The following is a 19,218-nucleotide window of genomic DNA, read 5'->3' as shown; positions in this document are numbered from 1 at the left end:
CAGTAGGACTAACGAAAACAACAAAAAAGCTGCTTCAATTTATCTAACTAGGTGAATTGAAGCAGCTTTTTTTGCTAATTACTCATGGTCGACGAGGAAAGAAGAATGTTCAAATAATTTTTGTCTTTCCTGTTCACTTTTGCGATATTGGGAGGGAGTCTTGCCGAATTTTCTTTTAAAGGCTTTAGCAAAGACCAATGGATCCTTATACCCACTGTATTCTGAAACATCCTCAATCCGTAATTGACTGATCCCTAATAATTCAGCGGCCCTTGTTAAACGATACTCGGTGATGTATTGCTGTAAGGTAGTCCGCATTTCACTTTTAAAGATTGTTGAAAGGTAGCTTCGATTTAAGGATAAGGCTTCAGCCAAATTTTTGACTGTTAAGTCAGTTGCATAATTTGATTTAATGTAGTCAATCGCATACTGGACATGAGGGTTAACGGACTTGTTGACAGCAACGGTGCTGGCATTAGACTGCTGCAGCAAAGAGAGAAATTTGTAAAGCAATGAAGAAAGCATTAACTCTGATTGAACCGAAGTGTCTTCAAAAGAAAAAGTCGTTTCAATGATAGCGACTAATTGTTCCATCTGATCAATTTTAAAAATGGGGTGCTTGGCATCTAATCCTAAGCCTTCTAAATAAAAAGTTGCCATTTCACCAGAAAATGCTATCCAATAGTAACTCCAGGGAGATTCTCTGTCGGCTTGGTAAAAGGTTCGCTTATCTGGTGGAATCAAAAAGCCTTGTCCTTCTTTTACAGAATAAACCTGTCCATCCACATGATAACTCCCGTTCCCGCTGGTTACAATATGCACAATATGGTTGGGCCTGACTGCTGGTCCAAAGCTGTGCAACGCACCACAAATCGCTTTTCCAGTGTACAAAAGTCGTAAATCTTTTTGTGTATCAAAGGCGTAAGTCTTAACAAACGTTTTCTCCATTGTTTTCCACCTAACATTCTGACTGTATTTAATCACATTATACTCTGTGGTATCCGCTTTCATCAACCTATAATAGATTTATAGGTAAGCGCATACCGAAATGAAGGGAGAAATGATTAATGAAAGTACCATTTAGAGAGAAATACGCATTCGGTTTAGGTGCGTTGGGTAAAGATGCTATTATCTGCTTTGTCGGTACCTTTTTAGCCTATTATTTTACAGATGTTTTGTACTTAACACCTGCATTTGTAGGGGCTTTATTTTTTGGAGCACGAATTTGGGATGCGATTAATGATCCTGTGATGGGCATGATTATCGATAATACTCGAACGAAGCATGGAAAATTTCGAATTTGGCTGGTGATAGGAACCATGTTAAATGCCATTGTATTTGTTTTACTTTTTTCAACGTTTGGTTTGACTGGAAACAGCCTTTATATCTACGCCACCATCATGTATGTACTATTTGGGATGACCTATACGATAATGGATGTTCCTTATTGGTCATGGCTGCCTAACTTGACGAGTGATCCACAGGAACGAGAAAAGGTTTCAGTTATTCCAAGAATTTTTGCCAGCTTGGCTGGTTTGCTGGTGGGAACATTCGGTCTCCAAATAGTAAATAAACTAGGTGGCGGAAATCAGCTTCAAGGATTTCAAACGATTGCAGTGATTATTGCAGTGATCTTTGTTGTATTAATTGGGATTACTGAAACCAACGTCCCCGAGGCTTCCACGCTTGATCAAAAAAATGCACCTAAAATTACCATAAAGACGGCGGTAAATGTCATTAAGAAAAATGATCAGCTGTTGGCTTTTATCGGTTTACTGCTGACCTTTAATTTATCGATGCAGATTTTGAATGGATTCATGATTTATTATTTTAAATATGTCGCAGGCAGTGAACGCTTATTTTCACTTTTCTTCTTTACGATTTTTGCAGAGATGCTTGGATTGATGCTTTTTCCTAAAATTAGTCGAAAAATCAGTAGGGAAAAAACTTACATTCTTGCTTGTGCCTTACCTGTAGCAGGATTGACTCTTTTGCTGGTGTCTGGATTTATTGCACCGACAAATGTGGTTTTGGCGATGGCTTCTGGTTTGATTCTGAAATTTGGTTCAGGTCTATCCTTAGGCGTGACAACTGTTTCAATCGCTGACTGTATCGACTATGGTGAAATTAAATTTGGTACCCGGAATGAAAGCATTATTTGTTCGGCACAAACCTTCTTAATGAAATCTGCGCAAGCAGTTGCTGGTTTACTGACCGGGGTTGGGTTATCAATTGTTGGGTATGTTCCGAATGTAGCACAATCGGCTACGGCGATTTGGGGTATTCGGATATTGACTTGCATCATTCCAATTGTGTTTGTGATTATCAGTTATGTTGTGTACCGCAAGTTCTATAAGCTAAAAGGAACTCGATTGATTAATCTGTCCAAACAGGTTTTAGATATTCATACTGAAAAGGAGAGTAAGGCTGAAGCACAGCTTTACAGTGATTTGCCTAATGAAGCGTAGTTTGGTCAATCGAGCTCTTGCAACGATAGCTGGCGTGATGATTATTGCACTGGGCATTGCCTGGATGCGGTTCAGCAGCTTTGGAACAGATCCGTTTGTAACAATGAATATCGGCATTGCTCAGTTTTTAGCCTTGCCTTTTGGCACCGTTCAAATGGTAATGAATTTACTCTTTCTACTCTTTATGCTGCGCTTCAGCAAGCGGTCTATTCATTTAGGCACAGCACTGGGAATTTTCTTAGTAGGCTATATGTCGGACTTTGTCTTGTCTCTGCTTACTTTATTGCCGCTTAATATCTATATTCGAGTACTAGCAATGTGTATCGGCTTATTGTGCTGCACATTAGGAGTAGCCATTTACATGCGAGCCGATTTGGGTATTTCCCCCTACGATGCAGCGGCAAAGATCATTGAAGAGCAGAGCAAGACCAAATTAAAATATCGGGAAATAAGGGTCTTAACCGATTTAGGGTGTGTATCCGTCGGTTTTCTGTTAGGAGCTCCGATAGGTATGGGGACAGTGTTGACTGCATTTTTTACCGGACCATTAATTAACTTCTTTGGTGAAAAAATTGAGCAAATTACTTCAGCTAAAAAGAGCGTCCCTGTTACTGAAATAAACAAATAGGGGCTGACATAAGTAGTCTCAAAAAAAAGAAAATGGGCAGGTCTCTAAAAATCTTTAGTGGATTTTAGAGACGTGTCTATTTTCTATGAAAGAAATTCTCTTGTTTGTTCTGCAGTAGACAGTTTATCCTATTGAGAGCCAATAATCATTGGATATTCTTTAACCCATATGAAAGGAATCTTCGACTAACTGTTAGGTTTACTGCAAAAAGTGATACAAAATTGATGGATAGTTATCTTTTCTATGCGTTCAAAAGATGAGCAGCTCAGCTCTTTCGCGTGCACTAAGGCGCAGCGACGGCTGAGCTACTCGATTTCTCCTTAGTTTCCACTGGGAGACAAATGAATGACATTCGACCCATAGTAGTCTTCTCTGATAGTCGCTTTAAACTTCGTTAAAAAGTCTTCATCAATCCCAAGCAGAGATTCTAAAAAGGGAAGTTCAATGTTATATTTGTCTAAAAAATCATTTAGTACTAGCAGATGATTTTCAAATACAAAATTAAGAAGCGCACGTGTTTTACCCGGTTTAACGACAGGAATATCTTCATCCAAGGGTTCTTTTTGTCTCATTTTGTATTTATTAAGTGATGCGTAAAAGTACCTGTTTTCTTCATAACTTAGGAGCCCCAATTTGTAGGCTCTGTATTCCAAAGCGATGATAGAAACCATATATTTCATTTTCATCTCGACGTAAGAATATGGATTCGATTTCTTTTTAATTTGTTTAAAATCTTTTACAAATTCTTCTTCTGGTATTAAGAAATAAGAAGCAAAATCATTGGCTTCTTTTTCAATGACTTTATGTTCATCTTTGGAAAGGCTATCCATGTCAATTAATCTATGCATCAAAAGATGACCTAATTCGTGTGCCAAATCAAAATTTCTTCGTACAGATGATTTCTTTATATTTCCTAAAATAATAAAGGGACGTTCTTCTTTTGTCCACGTACTATATGCATCAATATGAGATCCCATATTCTTTTCAAGAATTGAAATTCCAGACATTTCTAACTTATACAATAGATCTCTATTATTTTGTATATCCAGAGTGCTTCTTGCGTTTTCTGCAAGGTGTTGCAAAATACTCTTTTTATCAGTAACTTTAGAATCGCCATTATAATAAAGTTTTTCTGAAGCTTCTCTCAGAGAATAAATAGATCTTTGAGGTACATCTACACTAAATTCAAACTCAAAAATGAAATGACTAACAAAGTCTAAATAGGTTGTTTCCATTTTCGCTTTTTTTCTAGATTCTCGATCTTCTGCTCGATAAGCGATATGTTCAATAGTACTTATATTCTTTGTGAAAGGTTTTGAATAGAAAAATTGAGGTTTAACAGAAAAAATTCTCTTGAATTCATTTACGATTTCAAATTTAGGCACAGTATACTGATTTTCATATTGCCATATGGCTTGTTCACTGACATTAACTAATTCAGCAAGATCTTTTCTGGAGAGCCCCTTCAATTCTCGAACATTTTGTAATTGCTCTCCGAAAAACATGATTAACACATCCTTATTTAGGTTTTACTATTCTTTCTTTTCCTCATCTTCTGCTGCAACAGAAAGGCCAAAAGCATTTGGTTCTCCGGAAAAGATCGTTTGATCTGTTGTTTTTTCTTCCCTGATTGGTGCTACATCATCAAACCTAATTTCATATGGGCTGGTCGTAATATAGCTAGTTAAGTCTGCTACTGGAATCAAACTCATTGTTTCGCTATTAGGCATCATCAGATTAATAGAGTCAATAATTTTTGTCTCATCGTTGATTTCATAAGTGACAATGTAAAAACGGGAATATTTATGCTCAACATTTAGAGAACGGCCTTCTAAGACTGCCTTTACTTCCTCAGGATCACTTAACTCTAATTCAATTTGTTCTGGCCTTTTGATAAATGTAAGACCGGATTCTTTGAATGCGGGTAGATTGATATCTGATAGGTCTACAAGATAATTTTTTTCCTTTTTGATGTCTCCGTCAAATGATTGTTGGATTCTGCGAGAATTTTTTACAATCAACATAAAGTTTTCTGATTCTTCACTTAAAGTAAATTGTAAATACTCCCAAGTATAGCCAGCTTTTTCAATTGTAAAATCAATACCAGCTTTTTGTCCAACTTTAGATACTTGATCATCAATGTGATTTCCTTTAGTTCAAGCGTAGGCACCACTAACATTCATTTTGGCTATTTTTTCTTTACGTTCGTCAAGGTATTGCAGATACCCTTTTAGCGTACCATCGACAATAGCTTGATAAATCACTTCACTTAGTTCAAATTTTTTCATAATTACCTCCAGTACTTTTAAGTCATATAGGTATTATACATCAATTTAAAAAGCAGAAACATTTTTTTTCGACTTTTTTTAAAGTAGAACTAATTCATTCAGTACATTACTATATTTTCGAACAAAAAGAGATATCGAAACGAAAGCAATCTTTTTTAAAACGATTTTGAATTTTAAAACCCTTGTCGGAATTCTGGCGGGTGACTTTGTCAATTGCTATGTTTTTACTCGTTTCATCGAGTGTCAAAACACCGTTAAATCAACATTCTAACATCAAATGATATATGTGATTTATTCGAAAGGGGTCAAAACCTCTCCAACTGATAATCTTCCCAGCCATTATTTTTTGTATAGATATTAAGTAAAAGTGAACCAAGAAAATTCCTATGACTTAGCAATCCTTTATAAATACCTTAAAAAAAGGAAAAAAATAAGATAAGATCATGAGAAAAGATCGTTAAATAGTGAGAAAGTATTCATTTAAGCGGCGTCTTTAGGTAAAATGAAATAAAGCTTCAGCTTTTAGCGAAAAAAAGGAATGAACGGTTTCTAAATGCAAAAAGGAGATTGAACTGTGAGAAAATGGAATAAGAAATTTTATCGCGATAAATATTTTTGGATAGGCTTACTCTGTATTACTCTAGCAGTAGTTTCCTATACTTATTTTAAGCAGCCTTTTCATTCAACCACGAGTACAAAAGACATAGAATCTTCAGAATTAGATGAACAGGTGAACGAAAAGATTGGTTCGGTTAGTGAATTACGAGAGTCGTTTGAAGCTATTCAGGTTGGCAAAGAGGAAACAGGGGAAGGTGGAAGTACAAAGAAGCAGGTCAATTCTTCTCTAGGTTCTCCTAATATGAAGATGGAAGATCATTTAGAAGGCGAAAAGGTTCTTACGTATACTTGGCAGAATTTTTCTTGGGAATCACCTATGCCTATGCTCAGTGTGAGTTACAAGAATGATAAGGTCGTCAATAAAAATTTATACTTTAGTAATGAAAAAATGAAAGACCAAATGTTCAATCAATCAGAGTTTGATGCTTTGCAGTTAATGGACACGTATACTCGAGAGGATTTGGTTGAAATTTTCGGCTATCCCGACATGGAATCAGTTGCGCAGTCTGAAATGGGTGTGTATGAGTACTATAACTGGTTTCGTTCAAATGGCATCTACAGCATTAATTTGCAAGACAATCAATTGAAGGAAAAGAGACACAATACAGATTGATGACAAAATTATTAGTTGATATCCGAAAAAACGCTGTTTTAACAGTAGTGGACTTCCTCTTTGATAGGACAATTAATTGGAGTAAAGATTTTTGAGCAAACAGACAAAACTCTGCTTTTTTTAATTTATTTACGTTAAAGTGATTAATAAGAGCAGCAAGCCCAACATGATATATTACCCGTAACTAGGGCAAAGAAATAATTAAGTCTTAGTTACGGGTATTTAGGGTGGGAATTGAAAAAATGCACCGCACGGCAGAGAAAAAAGTCCGAATTGTTGAACTGCACCTGAACAGTGAACTTAGCCAAATCTAAGCAGCCTAGCAATAGTTCTTTTACGTTATTCATGTATACTTCCCCAACAGTACTATCAACAGTAAGTATTGTCTTAGTGCATTCTCCCAGTATCTTCACATGCCAAAATTACTTTTTACTCATGTACCAGTAGAGATATTACAAATTAAAAAAATAGCTTTGAAAGCAATTAAATAGACGATTTTTCAGGCCGCATCTCTCTTAAGAGGTAGTTGCCGTTTATAAACCCTACTTAGTATAGCTTATTGCTCATTTTCAAAAAGTTCTAGAAGCTGTATTTATTTAGAACCAGTGCGGTCATCTCTTCAATGGATTCTTCACAAACATTTTCTAACCAAAGCTTTACCACAGCAGTTATTCCTGTTCTAAAAAAAATCGAATTATATTTTAGGAAGTCGTTGTGAGACTCGCCTGTTGTTTCGTCGTGCTCTTTAAAAAGCAGTCCTTTGGTTGGATTAATTTTAAAATAAGCTTGGTAAATTTTCGGATTTTTTTTAACGTCTGCAAACAATTCAAAAAATGCTTGCTTTAGCCCTACATTATCACCTGCTAAGTTGACCATGTAAAGGTATTTATCTTCTATTTCAGCAGTTATTTTTTCGCTCAAATCATAAATGTCTATAAAATGAGCATAAAATGTAGAGCGGTTTATCTCCGCTAATTTACATAATTGAGCAACTTTGATTTCGTGTAACTCCTTGGTTTGGAGTAATAAAATAAAATTTTTTTTAATTCTCTTTACTGCAGATTCTCGACACATATTCTTCACCTCGTGTACCAACACTTTACCTAATTCTGTTGATTGTATCGTCTTTTTTTCAGGAGTAAGATAAATACATAACAAATTAAGGGGTGTTCATTATGAATAATTTAAATGACAAAATTGCAAACACTTTATCTTCAACCAACAAAAATATAGCCGACAAGCTTATGTCTACTAATGACAAAATTGCGGATACTGTTATCTCTAATCACAATAAAATAGCTGATAAATTTGTAGATACTTTTTTGAAAAAAGAGAATGAATCCACAGAAGATGCTCAAAAACGTTTAAAAGAAGAAAATATGAAAAGAAAAAAAGTGCAATCGGAAAAGAAAGTAACACATAAAAGCAAATAGTTTTCCAACACTAGAGATGACAAAATTGAGCATATTTTGAGTAGTCATTTAAGCTTTTCTACTAAGATGATTTCAAATTTCCTGTTCGGAAATTGAAATCATCTTTTTACTTTTGTCACCGCTTCTTTGGCAATTATACTTCTAGTTTATTCGTAGATGTTTCCTGCTGCGAAAGGTATTCTTTCGCTTCCTTGTTAACAGTTTTTAGATCACAGCCTTGTTGTTTAGCAGCGAAAACACAGCCGCAGTAGCATTGACGGTAAACGTCGTATTCTTTGCACAGCTCGATAGACCGCTGATAACCAGAATTTTTTTTGAAATCACTTGGCAGGTAATTGGTATCGTAGATTTTTTGGATATCCATTCCGATCTGATTAATCAGCTGACTATTTTTCTTTGGAGAAATCGTCAAGGCACTGCCAAAATAATCATAGCCCCGTTCGAGTGCTTCTTTGGCAGCTAAATCTAAGCGCATGTTAAAGCAGGCGGTGCAACGTTTCCCACCTTCTTTTTCTTCGGCTAGCTGATTTTCTTGAACCATTTGAATAAAGGCATTGGGTTTGTATTCATCGACGATTAAATCTACCTGTTGGCCGGTAGCTTTATTAAAGTCATCAATAAACTTTTTCTGGACCAGCATCCTTCTTTGATATTCGCTGGCAGGATGGATGTTGGAGTTTGAAAAGAAGATTGTCACATCGGCATATTGGGTCAAAAATTCTAAGGTATAGGTGCTGCAGGGTGCACAGCAGGAATGAATTAGAATTTTGGGACGAGCATGTTGCTGCTGCCAGACACTAATCATTTTTTGTAATACTCGGTCATAGTTTATTTTTTGGTTTTTCATGTTATCAACAATTTCGTTAGCGTTAATAGGGCTCATCGTCTCACTTCCTCGTTGATGATTATAAAGTAAATTGGATAATTTAGAAAGAGAGAATTTCTTTTAACTTCGGACCTAAGACAGATAGTTAATTTGTGAAAAAAAACGTATATTGTTTATGAGAATGAAAGGAGTTTTGGCATGAAAAAGTTTACATTAATCGAGATGTTGATGGGAGTTTTTTACTAGCTAGGTGCTCTACAGCAACTAAAGAAGTGAAAAAAGAAATAGATAAGCAGATGGACATCGGTACTGGTGAGGTACAGTTGTTAACAAATGAAATTTCGTCTGAGAACAACATTATCGGGGTTCATGGTGACTGATTTTGATGAAGAGAAAACAACTTTTGTCTATGTTGCCAATCAAAAGGTACTGGCTGAATCATTAAAGAATAATCAAGAGTATTCTATCGATATAGAGGGATTAGAGGATGCACATCCCACAGATTATAAATCAAAAGTACAGTTTTACCAAACCGAGGACGACACTGAAGACAACGAAAATGTGACTTTGTTTAAACAAGTAAGATATACAGTGAAATAAAAAGAGAGCTGAGGAGAAATCTTATAATGGATTTCTCCTCAGCTTTTTTTACCTCAACTCAATGACTTCTTCAGAATCCTTATCAAAGAAGTGGCTCTTATTCAGGTTAAAGGCCAAATCGATCATTTTACCTGGTTGATGGAAGTCACGAGCATCGACCCGGGAAATGAACTCGGTATCGCCCACCCGGGAGTAAAGCATGGTTTCAGCACCCAGCAATTCAGAAACTACGATTTCGGCTTTTACTGTTGCATCTGGTGTGGTATCAATAGCGATTTGTTCGGTATGAATGTCTTCAGGACGAATACCGAAGATCAGCTCTTTGTCTTCGTAACCTTTTTCTATCAGGCGTTTGTTTTTGCCTTCAGGAATTTTCAAAGTCAGACCTTGATTATCAGTAATTATGCCTTTAGACAGAATTACATTGAAAAAGTTCATAGCTGGTGAGCCGATAAATCCTGCTACGAACACATTTCTTGGCGAATTATAGACTTCAATTGGTGAGCCGATTTGTTGGATGAAGCCATCTTTCATAATCACGATGCGATCGGCCATGGTCATGGCTTCAGTTTGATCGTGAGTAACGTAAATGGTGGTCGTTTTTAAGCGACGGTGCAGCTTAGCAATTTCTGCCCGCATGGCTACCCGCAGCTTGGCATCTAAATTGGACAAGGGTTCATCCATTAAGAAAATCTGCGCGTCCCGAACGATTGCCCGTCCCAAGGCCACCCGTTGTCTTTGTCCCCCAGATAGAGCGGCTGGTTTTCGATCCAAGTATTCGGTTAAACCTAGAATTTCTGCCGCATTGTCCACCCGCGATTTTATTTCCTCTTTACTGATTTTCCGCAGCTTCAGGCCAAAAGCCATATTGTCGAATACTGTCATATGAGGATACAAAGCATAATTCTGGAAGACCATGGCGATGTCACGGTCTTTAGGTGCTACGTCGTTCATCAATTTTCCGTCAATTAAAAATTCACCTTCTGAGATATCTTCTAGTCCAGCGATCATTCGCAGAGTAGTGGATTTTCCGCAGCCGGAAGGACCGACAAAGACGATAAATTCCTGATCTTTTACAGCTAGATTAAAATCAGTGACGGAATATGTTGCGTTGTTGTCGTATTGTTTATAAATATTTTTTAAAGCCATTTCAACCATTGGTGGTTCCTCCTTTTATTTACCCTTCGACGATTCTTTTCCAAATTTTTCCAAGCTCTAGTCAGAGCTTGGCGGGATATCGCTTTCATTTAATTATGAAGCAAAATCTTCTTTGTTTGAAAAAACCTGCAAAAGCAGCTACCTACTTTTTATCACAATTGCTTTCGATCAAAAATAGCTTTTAGAGCTTTCCTTTAATTTGTTGCGACATACCTTAAATTTGTTCATTACTTCTGCTGATGGAAAGCGATATCATTGTTTTCGAAAGGAGTTGAAGGAATGCAGAAAAAAAAGAAAGCTGGATTTTGGCAAAATATATGGCGGTATAAAGCCTTGATCTTAATGGCTTTGCCGGGGTTCATCTGGTTTATATTCTTCTTTTATATACCAGTCTTTGCCAATGTGGTGGCCTTTAAGAATTTTCACATTTCACCGAATGGGTTTATTGACAGCCTGATGACCAGTGAATGGGTAGGCTTTGATAATTTCAAATTCTTGTTTGCTTCACAGGATGCTTGGTTAATTACCCGAAACACACTGTTATACAACATTGTTTTCTTGGCATTTAATTTGTTCTTCGCAATCGCTTTTGCGATTATTATGAGTGAACTGCGCAATAAGAAATTTGTAAAGGTTTATCATACAATGTCTCTTTTACCGTATTTCTTATCTTGGGTAGTTATCGGGTATTTCGTTTATGCTTTCTTGAGTCCAGATAAAGGGATTATCAATCATTGGCTGACCAATGCCGGAAAAACCCCGATTAACTGGTACAGCGATCCAACGTGGTGGCCGCTGATTTTCGTTATTATGAACGTTTGGAAAAGTCTGGGCTACAATAGTATTATCTACTATGCTTCCGTGATGGGAATTGATCCGACGTATTATGAAGCAGCGATGGTGGATGGTGCCAGCAAGTGGCAGCAGATTAAAAACGTGACTATTCCGCAAATTGTACCGATGATGCTGGTGCTTTTAATCATGAACATCGGCGGGATCTTCCGAGCTGACTTCGGTATGTTCTACAATGTACCACGTAATTCTGGTGCATTGTATCAAGTAACCTCTGTTTTAGATACTTACATCTATAATGGGTTGACCTCAACGGGAGATATCGGAATGTCGTCGGCAGCCGGCTTGTATCAGTCAGTCGTCGGAGCTGCATTATTATTAATTGCTAATTTTGTTGTTAGAAAAATCGAACCGGATTCAGCACTATTCTAAGGAGGAATTCAATGAAAAAGAAAAAAGTAAACAAAGTTGAAGTTCGTTCCTTTAATCCGACGGTCAATTTAATTTTCAATGTAGTAATTGCCTTGTTTGCGGTTTCTTGTGTGTTGCCGTTCATCTTTGTCATCATGATTTCGTTAACTCAGGAAGCATCGCTGGCGGAGATGGGGTATCGCTTTTGGCCAAAAGAATTTTCAACGGCAGCCTACAGTTACATTTTTGCGGGGGAAATGAGTAAGAAAATTTTTCAGGCCTTTGGAGTAACGATTTTTGTTACGGTTTTAGGAACATTAGTAAATGCGTCGATGACCTCGTTGTATGCTTACGTTATTTCGCGGTCCAATTTTCCGTTTCGCCGTTTCTTTACCATTTTTGCTCTAGTAACTATGCTGTTCACACCTGGGATGGTTGCCAATTATTTAGTGGTTAAGAATCTGTTAGGTCTGAATGACACGATTTGGGCGTTGATTCTGCCATTGGCCTTAGGACCGTTCAATATTCTGGTAATGCGTTCTTTCTTTAAAAAGACCGTACCAGACAGTATTATTGAGTCTGCTCGTATTGATGGTGCCAGTGAAATGCGTATTTTTAGGAGCATTGTTTTACCGTTGGCGGTTCCGGGCATTGCGACAATTAGTTTGTTCGCGGCTTTAGGATATTGGAATGACTGGTTGAATGCCTTGCTGTATATTCAAAGAGATAATTTGGTTCCATTGCAATATTTATTAATGAAGATTCAAAATAATTTGGACTTTCTGGCAAGAAATGCCGGCTTAGGTGCACAGATTCAAGGTGGCTTGGCAGCCCTGCCGAGTGAGTCTGCTCGGATGGCGATTGTGGTGGTATCAACCTTGCCGATTGCTTTAACGTATCCATTCTTCCAACGTTATTTCGTTGGAGGCTTAACTATTGGCGGTGTCAAAGAATAAACGAATAGAAAGAAGTGGAATGATGAAAGCGTGGAAAAAAGTACTAGGGATAGCAGCAATTGCTTTAGCAACAGTCGGTTTGGCTGCTTGCGGCGGATCAGATGACTCAAAGGGAGCTGGCGGTGGTGATTCCAAAACCTTGTTAATGTATCAAGTGGGGGATAAGCCGGATAACTATGATGAATTAATGAAGATTGCCAACAAGCAAATCAAGGATAAGATTGGTGTAACCATCGACCTGCAATATATCAGCTGGGGAGACTGGGACAAGAAAATGCCAACGATTATTAATTCAGGAGAAAGCTACGATATCGCTTTTGCTTATCAATATGTAGCCAATGCGCAAAAAGGTGCTTTCGCCGATTTAACTGAACTTTCACAAACGCATGCTAAGGAATACATGGATCAACTGCCCGAAATGTATAAAAAGGGAAACGAAGTCGATGGCAAATTGTATGCGATTCCGGTATATGGCAATAATTGGGCACAGCAGGTGTTAACCTTTAATGATCAATTCGTGAAAAAATACAATTTAGATATCAGTAAAGTTGATGGTTCTTATGAATCTGCTACCGAAGTATTGAAGCAGTTTCATGAAAAGGAACCAAATATTGCTGCTTTTGCAATTGGTCAAAATTTTAAAGCTTCCGGCAACTTTGATTTTCCATTAGGCAAGGATTATCCTTTTGCGGTGAAATTGGATGCCAATGGTTCACCGAAAATTGTGAACCAGTACGAAGATCCTGAATTCCAGAACAATTTGAAGGTCCTACATCAGTGGTACAAAGCTGGTTTGATTCCTTCAGATGCGGCAACAGATACACAGGCTTATCCTTTAGAGGGCAACACATGGTTTGCCCGTGAAGAAACTCAAGGGCCATTGGATTATGGTGATACGATCCTGTCACAGGCTGCTGGTCAATCATTGACTTCTCGTCCCTTAACTTCTCAATTGAAGACTACGGCTCAGGCACAAATGGCAAACTTTGTTGTTTCCAATACTTCGAAAAACAAAGAAAAAGCGGTAGAATTCTTGAATCTGTTAAACACAGATCCTGATTTGTTAAACGGCTTGGTTTGGGGAGTGGAAGGTGAAGCTTGGGAAAAAGTTGGCGATAAAAAGATCAAATTACTGGACGGTTACAAACCAAAAGCGCACATGGATGCTTGGAACACGGGTAACAACATGCTGCTTTATACTTCCGAAACTGTGACAGATGAAATGATTCAAAAACGTGATCAAAGTATTGAAACAGCAGAGACTTCACCAATTCTAGGCTTCAACGTGAAAACGGACAGCTTCAAAACAGAATTGACCAATATTATGAATGTGATGAATCGTTACGCAGCGAATTTGAATACTGGTTCAATTGACCCTGAAGAAAATCTGCCAAAATTAATTGAAGAATTAAAAACCGCAGGCTGGGACAAAGCTCAAAAAGAAATGCAGGCACAACTGGATCAATATATGGAAGAAAGCAACTAAGGAATACTTAGGCTGTGACAGAAATAGGATGAATTAGAAAAACGTGCTTGGTTCCAAGAGGGTACTTGAACTCTTGGGCCAAGTGATAAGTTCCTAGCTTAAAGGCTTCTGTCATGGTCGCTGTTCTTAATTGGAATTCGTGGTAGTATATGACAAGTGTTTAAACCTTAGTTTATAACAGCCTTGTGAACTAAGGCTTGAACATTTTCAAAAAAATGATGAGGTGAAGGTTATGGCAAGCAGCGGGGTTCAAAGACTGTTCTATGTGATATGGACCATTATCAAATTAAATCTTTTCTTCCTTTTATTTTCACTAATGGGGGGACTGGTTTTAGGCATCGGACCGGCATTTCAAACGATGAATGATTTGCTGACTGAACAAGGAATAAACTATCAAGAAATTACCTTTAAGCGCTTTTTAACCGGCTGGAAGTCGAACTTTAAACGAGGAAATCTACACTTTGGATTGTTTGCAGTACTTACTTTGGTGTTAGTCTATAATCTCTATTTGGCGGCGCAAATTCAAGGCTTGCTTTGGCTGATTATTGCTGTCTTATTGTTCTTTGTGCTGCTTTTAGTGACGGTGCTGTTTCTCTATATAACGTTGTACGAAACGAGCTACGAGATTTCCAACGTCAATCTGCTGAAGCTAGCTTTTATCAGTGTTTTCTTAAATTTTGGTGTTTTCTTGAAGGTGCTCTTTGGAGTGATTAGTATTTTAGCAGTTACTTGGTACTTTAAAGGTTTATTCTTGTTTGCGACCTTTGCACTGCTGATTATCTGGAGTGGGTATGCTACTAAGAGTAATCGCCAGTTAGTGGATCAGAAGTTGGCCGTCCATGGATAAGGGTGGATTCCGTTTGACTAAGAAAACTTATTTAATGAATCGATTGATGCGAGTATACAGCCTTCTGTTAGTAGGAATTATCCTATTAACGGTGGCTGCTTTGTGCGTTTTTACTGCGGATTCTAATTACAAGAAGCTGATGAGTGAAATGAACATCTTGGAGAATCGAATTCACAGTTATGCAACGGATAAGGACACCACCATGAGTTATCTTTACATGGAATTAGCTAGTTCAAATGCGGCGGTAGATAATGTGCGCAAGTATTTGAATTTGTCGCCTTCGGAGTATTTTGAATTTACCCAAAAGTATTGGGATGATTATCAGAAGGATACCCGTGTTTCTTCTACGATTAGCGGCTTTTTTACTGCTTTTCCGGATCTGGAAGAGCTATATGTCACATTGGATGGTTCAGAGAATTATTTGAAGGCTGATCGAAAAAATCACAATGGACAGAAAATGCAGGGAGAACTGCCGGAAAAAAATGGCTTTTTGATTAATCGTCCCATTGTTGATCAGTACAGCTTTCAAACCATTGGCCAGATTTATGGTGTTTTTTCAGAATCGGCGGTGCTGGGCAGCTCTGCTCAGTCGTTGATGGATGAAGGAATTGATGTATTTATCGTCGATAGTGCGGATCAAGTAATGTTTTCTACTCATCATCAAGTGACGGATGCTGAATACAAAACACTGGTGAAAGGGATCGAACGTCACAGTGCAGTTCCCAAAATAATTCACAAAAATTACTATGTGCTGGATCGGAAAACCAGTAAAGCTTATTCCTACGTTTTAGTGGCAAACAAAAACGTTCTTTGGTGGAAAAATCTAAAAACCTTCAGCTTAATAATTTTGTTGGGCTGTTTGTTGGCTAGTGTTTTATTACTGGTGCTTCACCGAACCTTCAAACGCTACTTCCGGCAGGTGGAAACGATTGTGGCTATTACTCACAGTGTAGCGGAAGGGAACTTGCAGGAAAGAATCGATCTTGCTTTGGTTCAGGATGAACTTTTTGATCTTTCCCAGGCGATTAATTTTATGATTGGCAGCTTAGATCAGTATATTAAGGAAAATTACGAACTGGAGATTAAACAGCGGGATGCTCACATGCGCGCGTTGCAATCGCAAATCAATCCACATTTTCTTTATAATACGTTGGAGTATATTCGGATGTATGCTTTAAGCAAGCAGCAAAAAGAATTAGCTGATGTAGTGTATGCTTTTTCGGCTTTGCTGCGAAATAATACAACTCAGGAAAAAACCACAACGTTGAAAAAAGAATTGTCATTCTGTGAGAAGTACGTTTATCTTTATCAAATGCGATATCCCGATCGAGTAGCTTACCGGTTTACGATTGAAAAAGAATTGGAGCAGCTGGTGATTCCGAAATTTAGCCTGCAACCGTTAATAGAGAATTATTTTGTCCATGGAATTGATTATACTCGCAATGACAACGCGATTAGTGTGAAGGCCTTTTTTGAAGGGCAAGATATCGTGATTCAGGTGATCGATAATGGGAAAGGTATGGAGGACGCAGCGTTAAAGGAATTGCGGCAGAAGCTGTTCCTGCCAGAGAATCTTCAGGATTCATCGATTGGAATGCGCAATATCTATGAGCGCTTGAAGAATTCCTTTAGCTTGGAATTTTCGATGCACATTGACGCACAGTTGAACCAAGGGACTATCGTGACTATTCGGATTAAAGGGGGGAAAGCTCTTGTTGCATAAAGCAATGCTAGTAGATGATGAATATATGATTTTAGAGGGCCTGAAGCAAATCATTTCTTGGCAGGAACTGGGCTTTGAAATTGTTGCCACAGCTCGAACGGGTCTTGAAGCGTTGGATTATTTGAGCTGGCATCCGGTAGATTTGATTGTGAGTGATATTACCATGCCGGAAATGAACGGCATCGAGATGGTCGGGGAAGCGTACAGCCGCGGCTATGAATTTGCAGCGATCTTTCTGTCTGGCTATCAGGAATTTGAGTATGTCAAAGAGGGAATCCGCTTGGGTGTGAAGGACTATTTAGTGAAGCCGGTTGATCAGGAGGAATTGACCGAAATCGTCAAGAAAATTCAGCAGGAGTTAAAGGAAAAACAGCACCGTAAGGAGCAAGAGCAGCTATATAGTGAAAACAGCATCGTTCGTTGGCTCAACGATGATCTAAATGAGCATGATTTTTTTGAGCTGATGGAGAGTTTTGGCACACCAATCCAAGGACCTTTTACGGTAATTAAGATTTTAAGCGAGGCGGATCAATTGCTGGCGATTATCCAGCAATTGAAAACCAAAAACCAACGATTGATTATCACTGGAGGTCCGCAGCAGGATCAGCAAATTACCTTGATTTTTCAAGGAGATGCCGAGAAGTTGAAACGTTTTTTAGCTGATTTGAAGCGACAGTATGGTGGACGAGTTGCCTTTTACACAGGGGAGACTATTCTAGACTGGGAGAATGTATATGAAAGTTATGAGAAGGTCTTGCAGATTGAGGAATTGAATAATTTTTATCCCGATTTGCTGCCGAATCAGAAGCTGGAATTGGTAGAGAACTTAAATGAGCAGGAGTTTTCTTTTCTGGTGTTTAATAAGTCTCTGATGATCGGCGATGCGAAAACAATTCAGCAGGAATTGGATAAAATATTCGAAGAAGTTCACAGCCAACACCTGCAGCCAGAAAATGCCCGTTATATTGCTTTCTTGTTGTTTACTGATATTTCCCGGCAGTACCCCACCGTTACTAAGGTGATTTATGAAGAGACAATCCAAAAAATTCGTCAAAGCACCACGGTCTACCAATTGAAGCAGGTATTGGAGGATGTACTGCACATGGTCAGTGAACAGCCGGTAGAAAAGCAGATTTCTGAAGCAACTCAGGAGGTGATTGAACTGGTGCGCATGGATTATACTCAGGATCTCACACTGAAGATGGTGGCCGATGAATTACATTTGAATGCTGTTTATTTAGGTCAGCTGTTCAAAAAAGAAATGCACAGCAGCTTTTCTCAATATCTCAATCAGGTACGAATTAAAAAGGCTCAACAGCTTTTACTGTACAGCAATCAGAATATCAATGAGATTGCTGATGAGATTGGCTACAACAACACCAACTATTTTTCGAAAATGTTCAAGAAGCTCAATGGGATCACTCCAAAGGAATTTCGTGAGCAATATTTTATGGATTATTCCAATGTAAACAGCGAGGAGGAAAACAAATGGCTTTAGCCGTATTTGATATTGGTGGAACTTCAGTGAAGTATGCTCGCTGGCAGTCCGATCAGCTGTCGCAAAAGGGCAGCTTTGCTACACCGGAAACTTTTGAGGAAATGGTTCTGGCTATGAAGGAGAGGCTGCAGCAAATTCCGAAGGTCACGGGGGTGGCGATCAGCTCTCCTGGAGCAGTGAATGTGGCCGCTCGTCAGATTGAAGGGGTAAGCGCGGTGGGGTATTTGCATTTCCGCCCGATTTTTGATGAGCTGGAAGCTGAACTTGGTCTGCCGATAACCATTGAAAATGATGCCAACTGCGCCGGAATTAGTGAAATGGTGTTAGGTGCTGGACAGCACGCTAAGCATGCAGTGTTTATCATAATTGGAACTGGTATTGGTGGAGCAGTGTTTATTGATCGTAAGCTTCACAAGGGGCGTCATCTCTTTGGGGGAGAATTTGGCTTGATGAAGCCGTATGGTCAAACGATACTGAGCAAATTGGGAACAGCGGTTAATACGGCTAATGCTTTTAGCCAAAATACGGGAATCCAACTAACAGGCATGGAGTTATTTGCTCGCGCAGATGCTGGCGACGAACAAGCAAAGCAATATTTAGCAGCCATGTATGATGCAATTGGCTTGACTCTCTATAATCTGCAGGTGGCGCTTGATCCGGAAATCGTTATGATTGGAGGCGGCGTTTCAACGCGGGAAGATGTGATTACGAATATTAAGGAACGCTTGTATCATTATTTAGCTGCTGAATCAGTGGAAGAAATAATGCCCGAGGTAGTTGCCTGTCAGTATCAAAATGATGCTAATTTAATCGGAGCAGCGATTCATTTTGAAGCGGTTATGAAATAGGAAAAGGCCGAAAAATCTTTGATGG

19 protein-coding genes are annotated in these 19,218 nt (G+C 38.5%); 12 read left to right on the top strand and 7 right to left on the bottom strand.

The genetic code is table 11. The features are described 5' to 3' along the window. Positions 1 to 78 precede the first annotated feature (78 nt). Positions 79 to 948 carry an AraC family transcriptional regulator gene (locus tag IGI49_RS20630; protein ID WP_429965705.1) on the bottom strand — a complete coding sequence of 290 codons (870 nt, stop codon included), beginning with the start codon at positions 946 to 948 and terminating at the stop codon, positions 79 to 81. 119 nt (positions 949 to 1,067) lie between these two features. Here IGI49_RS20630 and melB point away from each other — a divergent pair, with 119 nt between their 5' ends. Both melB and IGI49_RS20620 read left to right on the top strand, forming a co-directional pair. Next, the gene (melB, locus tag IGI49_RS20625; protein ID WP_429965706.1) at positions 1,068 to 2,468 is read left to right on the top strand and encodes a melibiose:sodium transporter MelB; all 1,401 of its coding nucleotides are present in this window, start codon (positions 1,068 to 1,070) and stop codon (positions 2,466 to 2,468) included. Continuing rightward, a complete protein-coding gene (locus IGI49_RS20620) occupies positions 2,458 to 3,096 on the top strand; it encodes a YczE/YyaS/YitT family protein (RefSeq protein WP_207704579.1) in 639 nt (212 codons plus the stop codon). Before melB ends, IGI49_RS20620 begins: the two co-directional genes overlap by 11 nt. 320 nt (positions 3,097 to 3,416) lie before the next feature. On the opposite strand, the gene IGI49_RS20615 is transcribed toward IGI49_RS20620, so the two are convergent. From IGI49_RS20615 to IGI49_RS20605, 3 genes are all read right to left on the bottom strand, one after another. Next, positions 3,417 to 4,601: a helix-turn-helix domain-containing protein gene (locus IGI49_RS20615; RefSeq protein WP_429965707.1), complete on the bottom strand. Its 1,185-nt coding sequence runs from the start codon at positions 4,599 to 4,601 to the stop codon at positions 3,417 to 3,419. 27 nt (positions 4,602 to 4,628) lie between these two features. Further along, entirely contained in the window at positions 4,629 to 5,120 is a 492-nt protein-coding gene (locus IGI49_RS20610; protein WP_429965708.1) for a hypothetical protein, read from the bottom strand. A gap of 132 nt (positions 5,121 to 5,252) precedes the next feature. Then, on the bottom strand, positions 5,253 to 5,384 hold the full coding sequence (locus tag IGI49_RS20605; protein ID WP_429965709.1) for a hypothetical protein: 132 nt from the start codon (positions 5,382 to 5,384) through the stop codon (positions 5,253 to 5,255). Positions 5,385 to 5,958: 574 nt separating this feature from the next. Here IGI49_RS20605 and IGI49_RS20600 point away from each other — a divergent pair. Further along, positions 5,959 to 6,615 carry a DUF3862 domain-containing protein gene (locus tag IGI49_RS20600; RefSeq protein ID WP_429965710.1) on the top strand — a complete coding sequence of 219 codons (657 nt, stop codon included), beginning with the start codon at positions 5,959 to 5,961 and terminating at the stop codon, positions 6,613 to 6,615. Between the two features lie 579 nt (positions 6,616 to 7,194). On the opposite strand, the gene IGI49_RS20595 is transcribed toward IGI49_RS20600, so the two are convergent. Then, positions 7,195 to 7,689 carry a TetR/AcrR family transcriptional regulator gene (locus IGI49_RS20595; protein ID WP_429965711.1) on the bottom strand — a complete coding sequence of 165 codons (495 nt, stop codon included), beginning with the start codon at positions 7,687 to 7,689 and terminating at the stop codon, positions 7,195 to 7,197. A 101-nt stretch (positions 7,690 to 7,790) separates the two neighbouring features. Between IGI49_RS20595 and IGI49_RS20590 the strand changes: the two genes are divergently transcribed. Then, positions 7,791 to 8,048 carry a hypothetical protein gene (locus tag IGI49_RS20590; RefSeq protein WP_429965712.1) on the top strand — a complete coding sequence of 86 codons (258 nt, stop codon included), beginning with the start codon at positions 7,791 to 7,793 and terminating at the stop codon, positions 8,046 to 8,048. A gap of 133 nt (positions 8,049 to 8,181) precedes the next feature. Here IGI49_RS20590 and IGI49_RS20585 read toward each other — a convergent pair whose 3' ends face one another. Further along, positions 8,182 to 8,931, bottom strand: coding sequence for an epoxyqueuosine reductase QueH (locus tag IGI49_RS20585; protein ID WP_429965713.1), 750 nt, complete (start codon positions 8,929 to 8,931; stop codon positions 8,182 to 8,184). 276 nt (positions 8,932 to 9,207) lie between these two features. On the opposite strand from IGI49_RS20585, the gene IGI49_RS20580 reads away from it, so the two are divergent. Then, entirely contained in the window at positions 9,208 to 9,474 is a 267-nt protein-coding gene (locus tag IGI49_RS20580; protein ID WP_429965714.1) for a hypothetical protein, read from the top strand. 48 nt (positions 9,475 to 9,522) lie between these two features. Here IGI49_RS20580 and IGI49_RS20575 read toward each other — a convergent pair whose 3' ends face one another. Next, positions 9,523 to 10,632, bottom strand: a complete 1,110-nt coding sequence (locus IGI49_RS20575; RefSeq protein ID WP_429965715.1) for an ABC transporter ATP-binding protein — start codon at positions 10,630 to 10,632, stop codon at positions 9,523 to 9,525. 279 nt (positions 10,633 to 10,911) lie between these two features. On the opposite strand from IGI49_RS20575, the gene IGI49_RS20570 reads away from it, so the two are divergent. The 7 genes from IGI49_RS20570 to IGI49_RS20540 all read left to right on the top strand — a co-directional run bounded on the left by IGI49_RS20570 (position 10,912) and on the right by IGI49_RS20540 (position 19,193). Then, positions 10,912 to 11,856, top strand: a complete 945-nt coding sequence (locus tag IGI49_RS20570; protein ID WP_207704113.1) for an ABC transporter permease — start codon at positions 10,912 to 10,914, stop codon at positions 11,854 to 11,856. 11 nt (positions 11,857 to 11,867) lie between these two features. Continuing rightward, positions 11,868 to 12,791 (top strand): carbohydrate ABC transporter permease, encoded by a 924-nt coding sequence (locus IGI49_RS20565; protein ID WP_207704112.1) that lies wholly within the window; start codon positions 11,868 to 11,870, stop codon positions 12,789 to 12,791. 22 nt (positions 12,792 to 12,813) lie between these two features. Further along, complete coding sequence (locus IGI49_RS20560) at positions 12,814 to 14,277, top strand: ABC transporter substrate-binding protein (RefSeq protein WP_429966085.1); 1,464 nt, start codon at positions 12,814 to 12,816, stop codon at positions 14,275 to 14,277. A 232-nt stretch (positions 14,278 to 14,509) separates the two neighbouring features. Next, entirely contained in the window at positions 14,510 to 15,124 is a 615-nt protein-coding gene (locus IGI49_RS20555; protein ID WP_207704111.1) for a YesL family protein, read from the top strand. Further along, entirely contained in the window at positions 15,117 to 16,847 is a 1,731-nt protein-coding gene (locus IGI49_RS20550; protein WP_429965717.1) for a sensor histidine kinase, read from the top strand. The genes IGI49_RS20555 and IGI49_RS20550 overlap by 8 nt, the downstream gene beginning before the upstream one ends. Next, positions 16,837 to 18,345 (top strand): response regulator transcription factor, encoded by a 1,509-nt coding sequence (locus IGI49_RS20545; RefSeq protein ID WP_429965719.1) that lies wholly within the window; start codon positions 16,837 to 16,839, stop codon positions 18,343 to 18,345. The genes IGI49_RS20550 and IGI49_RS20545 overlap by 11 nt, the downstream gene beginning before the upstream one ends. Further along, positions 18,336 to 19,193, top strand: a complete 858-nt coding sequence (locus IGI49_RS20540) for an ROK family protein (protein WP_429965720.1) — start codon at positions 18,336 to 18,338, stop codon at positions 19,191 to 19,193. Before IGI49_RS20545 ends, IGI49_RS20540 begins: the two co-directional genes overlap by 10 nt. Positions 19,194 to 19,218 lie beyond the last annotated feature (25 nt).

It is taken from the genome of Enterococcus sp. AZ071 (assembly GCF_050499065.1).
Taxonomy (GTDB): Bacteria; Bacillota; Bacilli; order Lactobacillales; family Enterococcaceae; genus Enterococcus_A; species Enterococcus_A ferrettii.
Note: the sequence above shows the minus strand (reverse complement) of the source record. Positions and strands in the feature narration are given on the sequence as shown.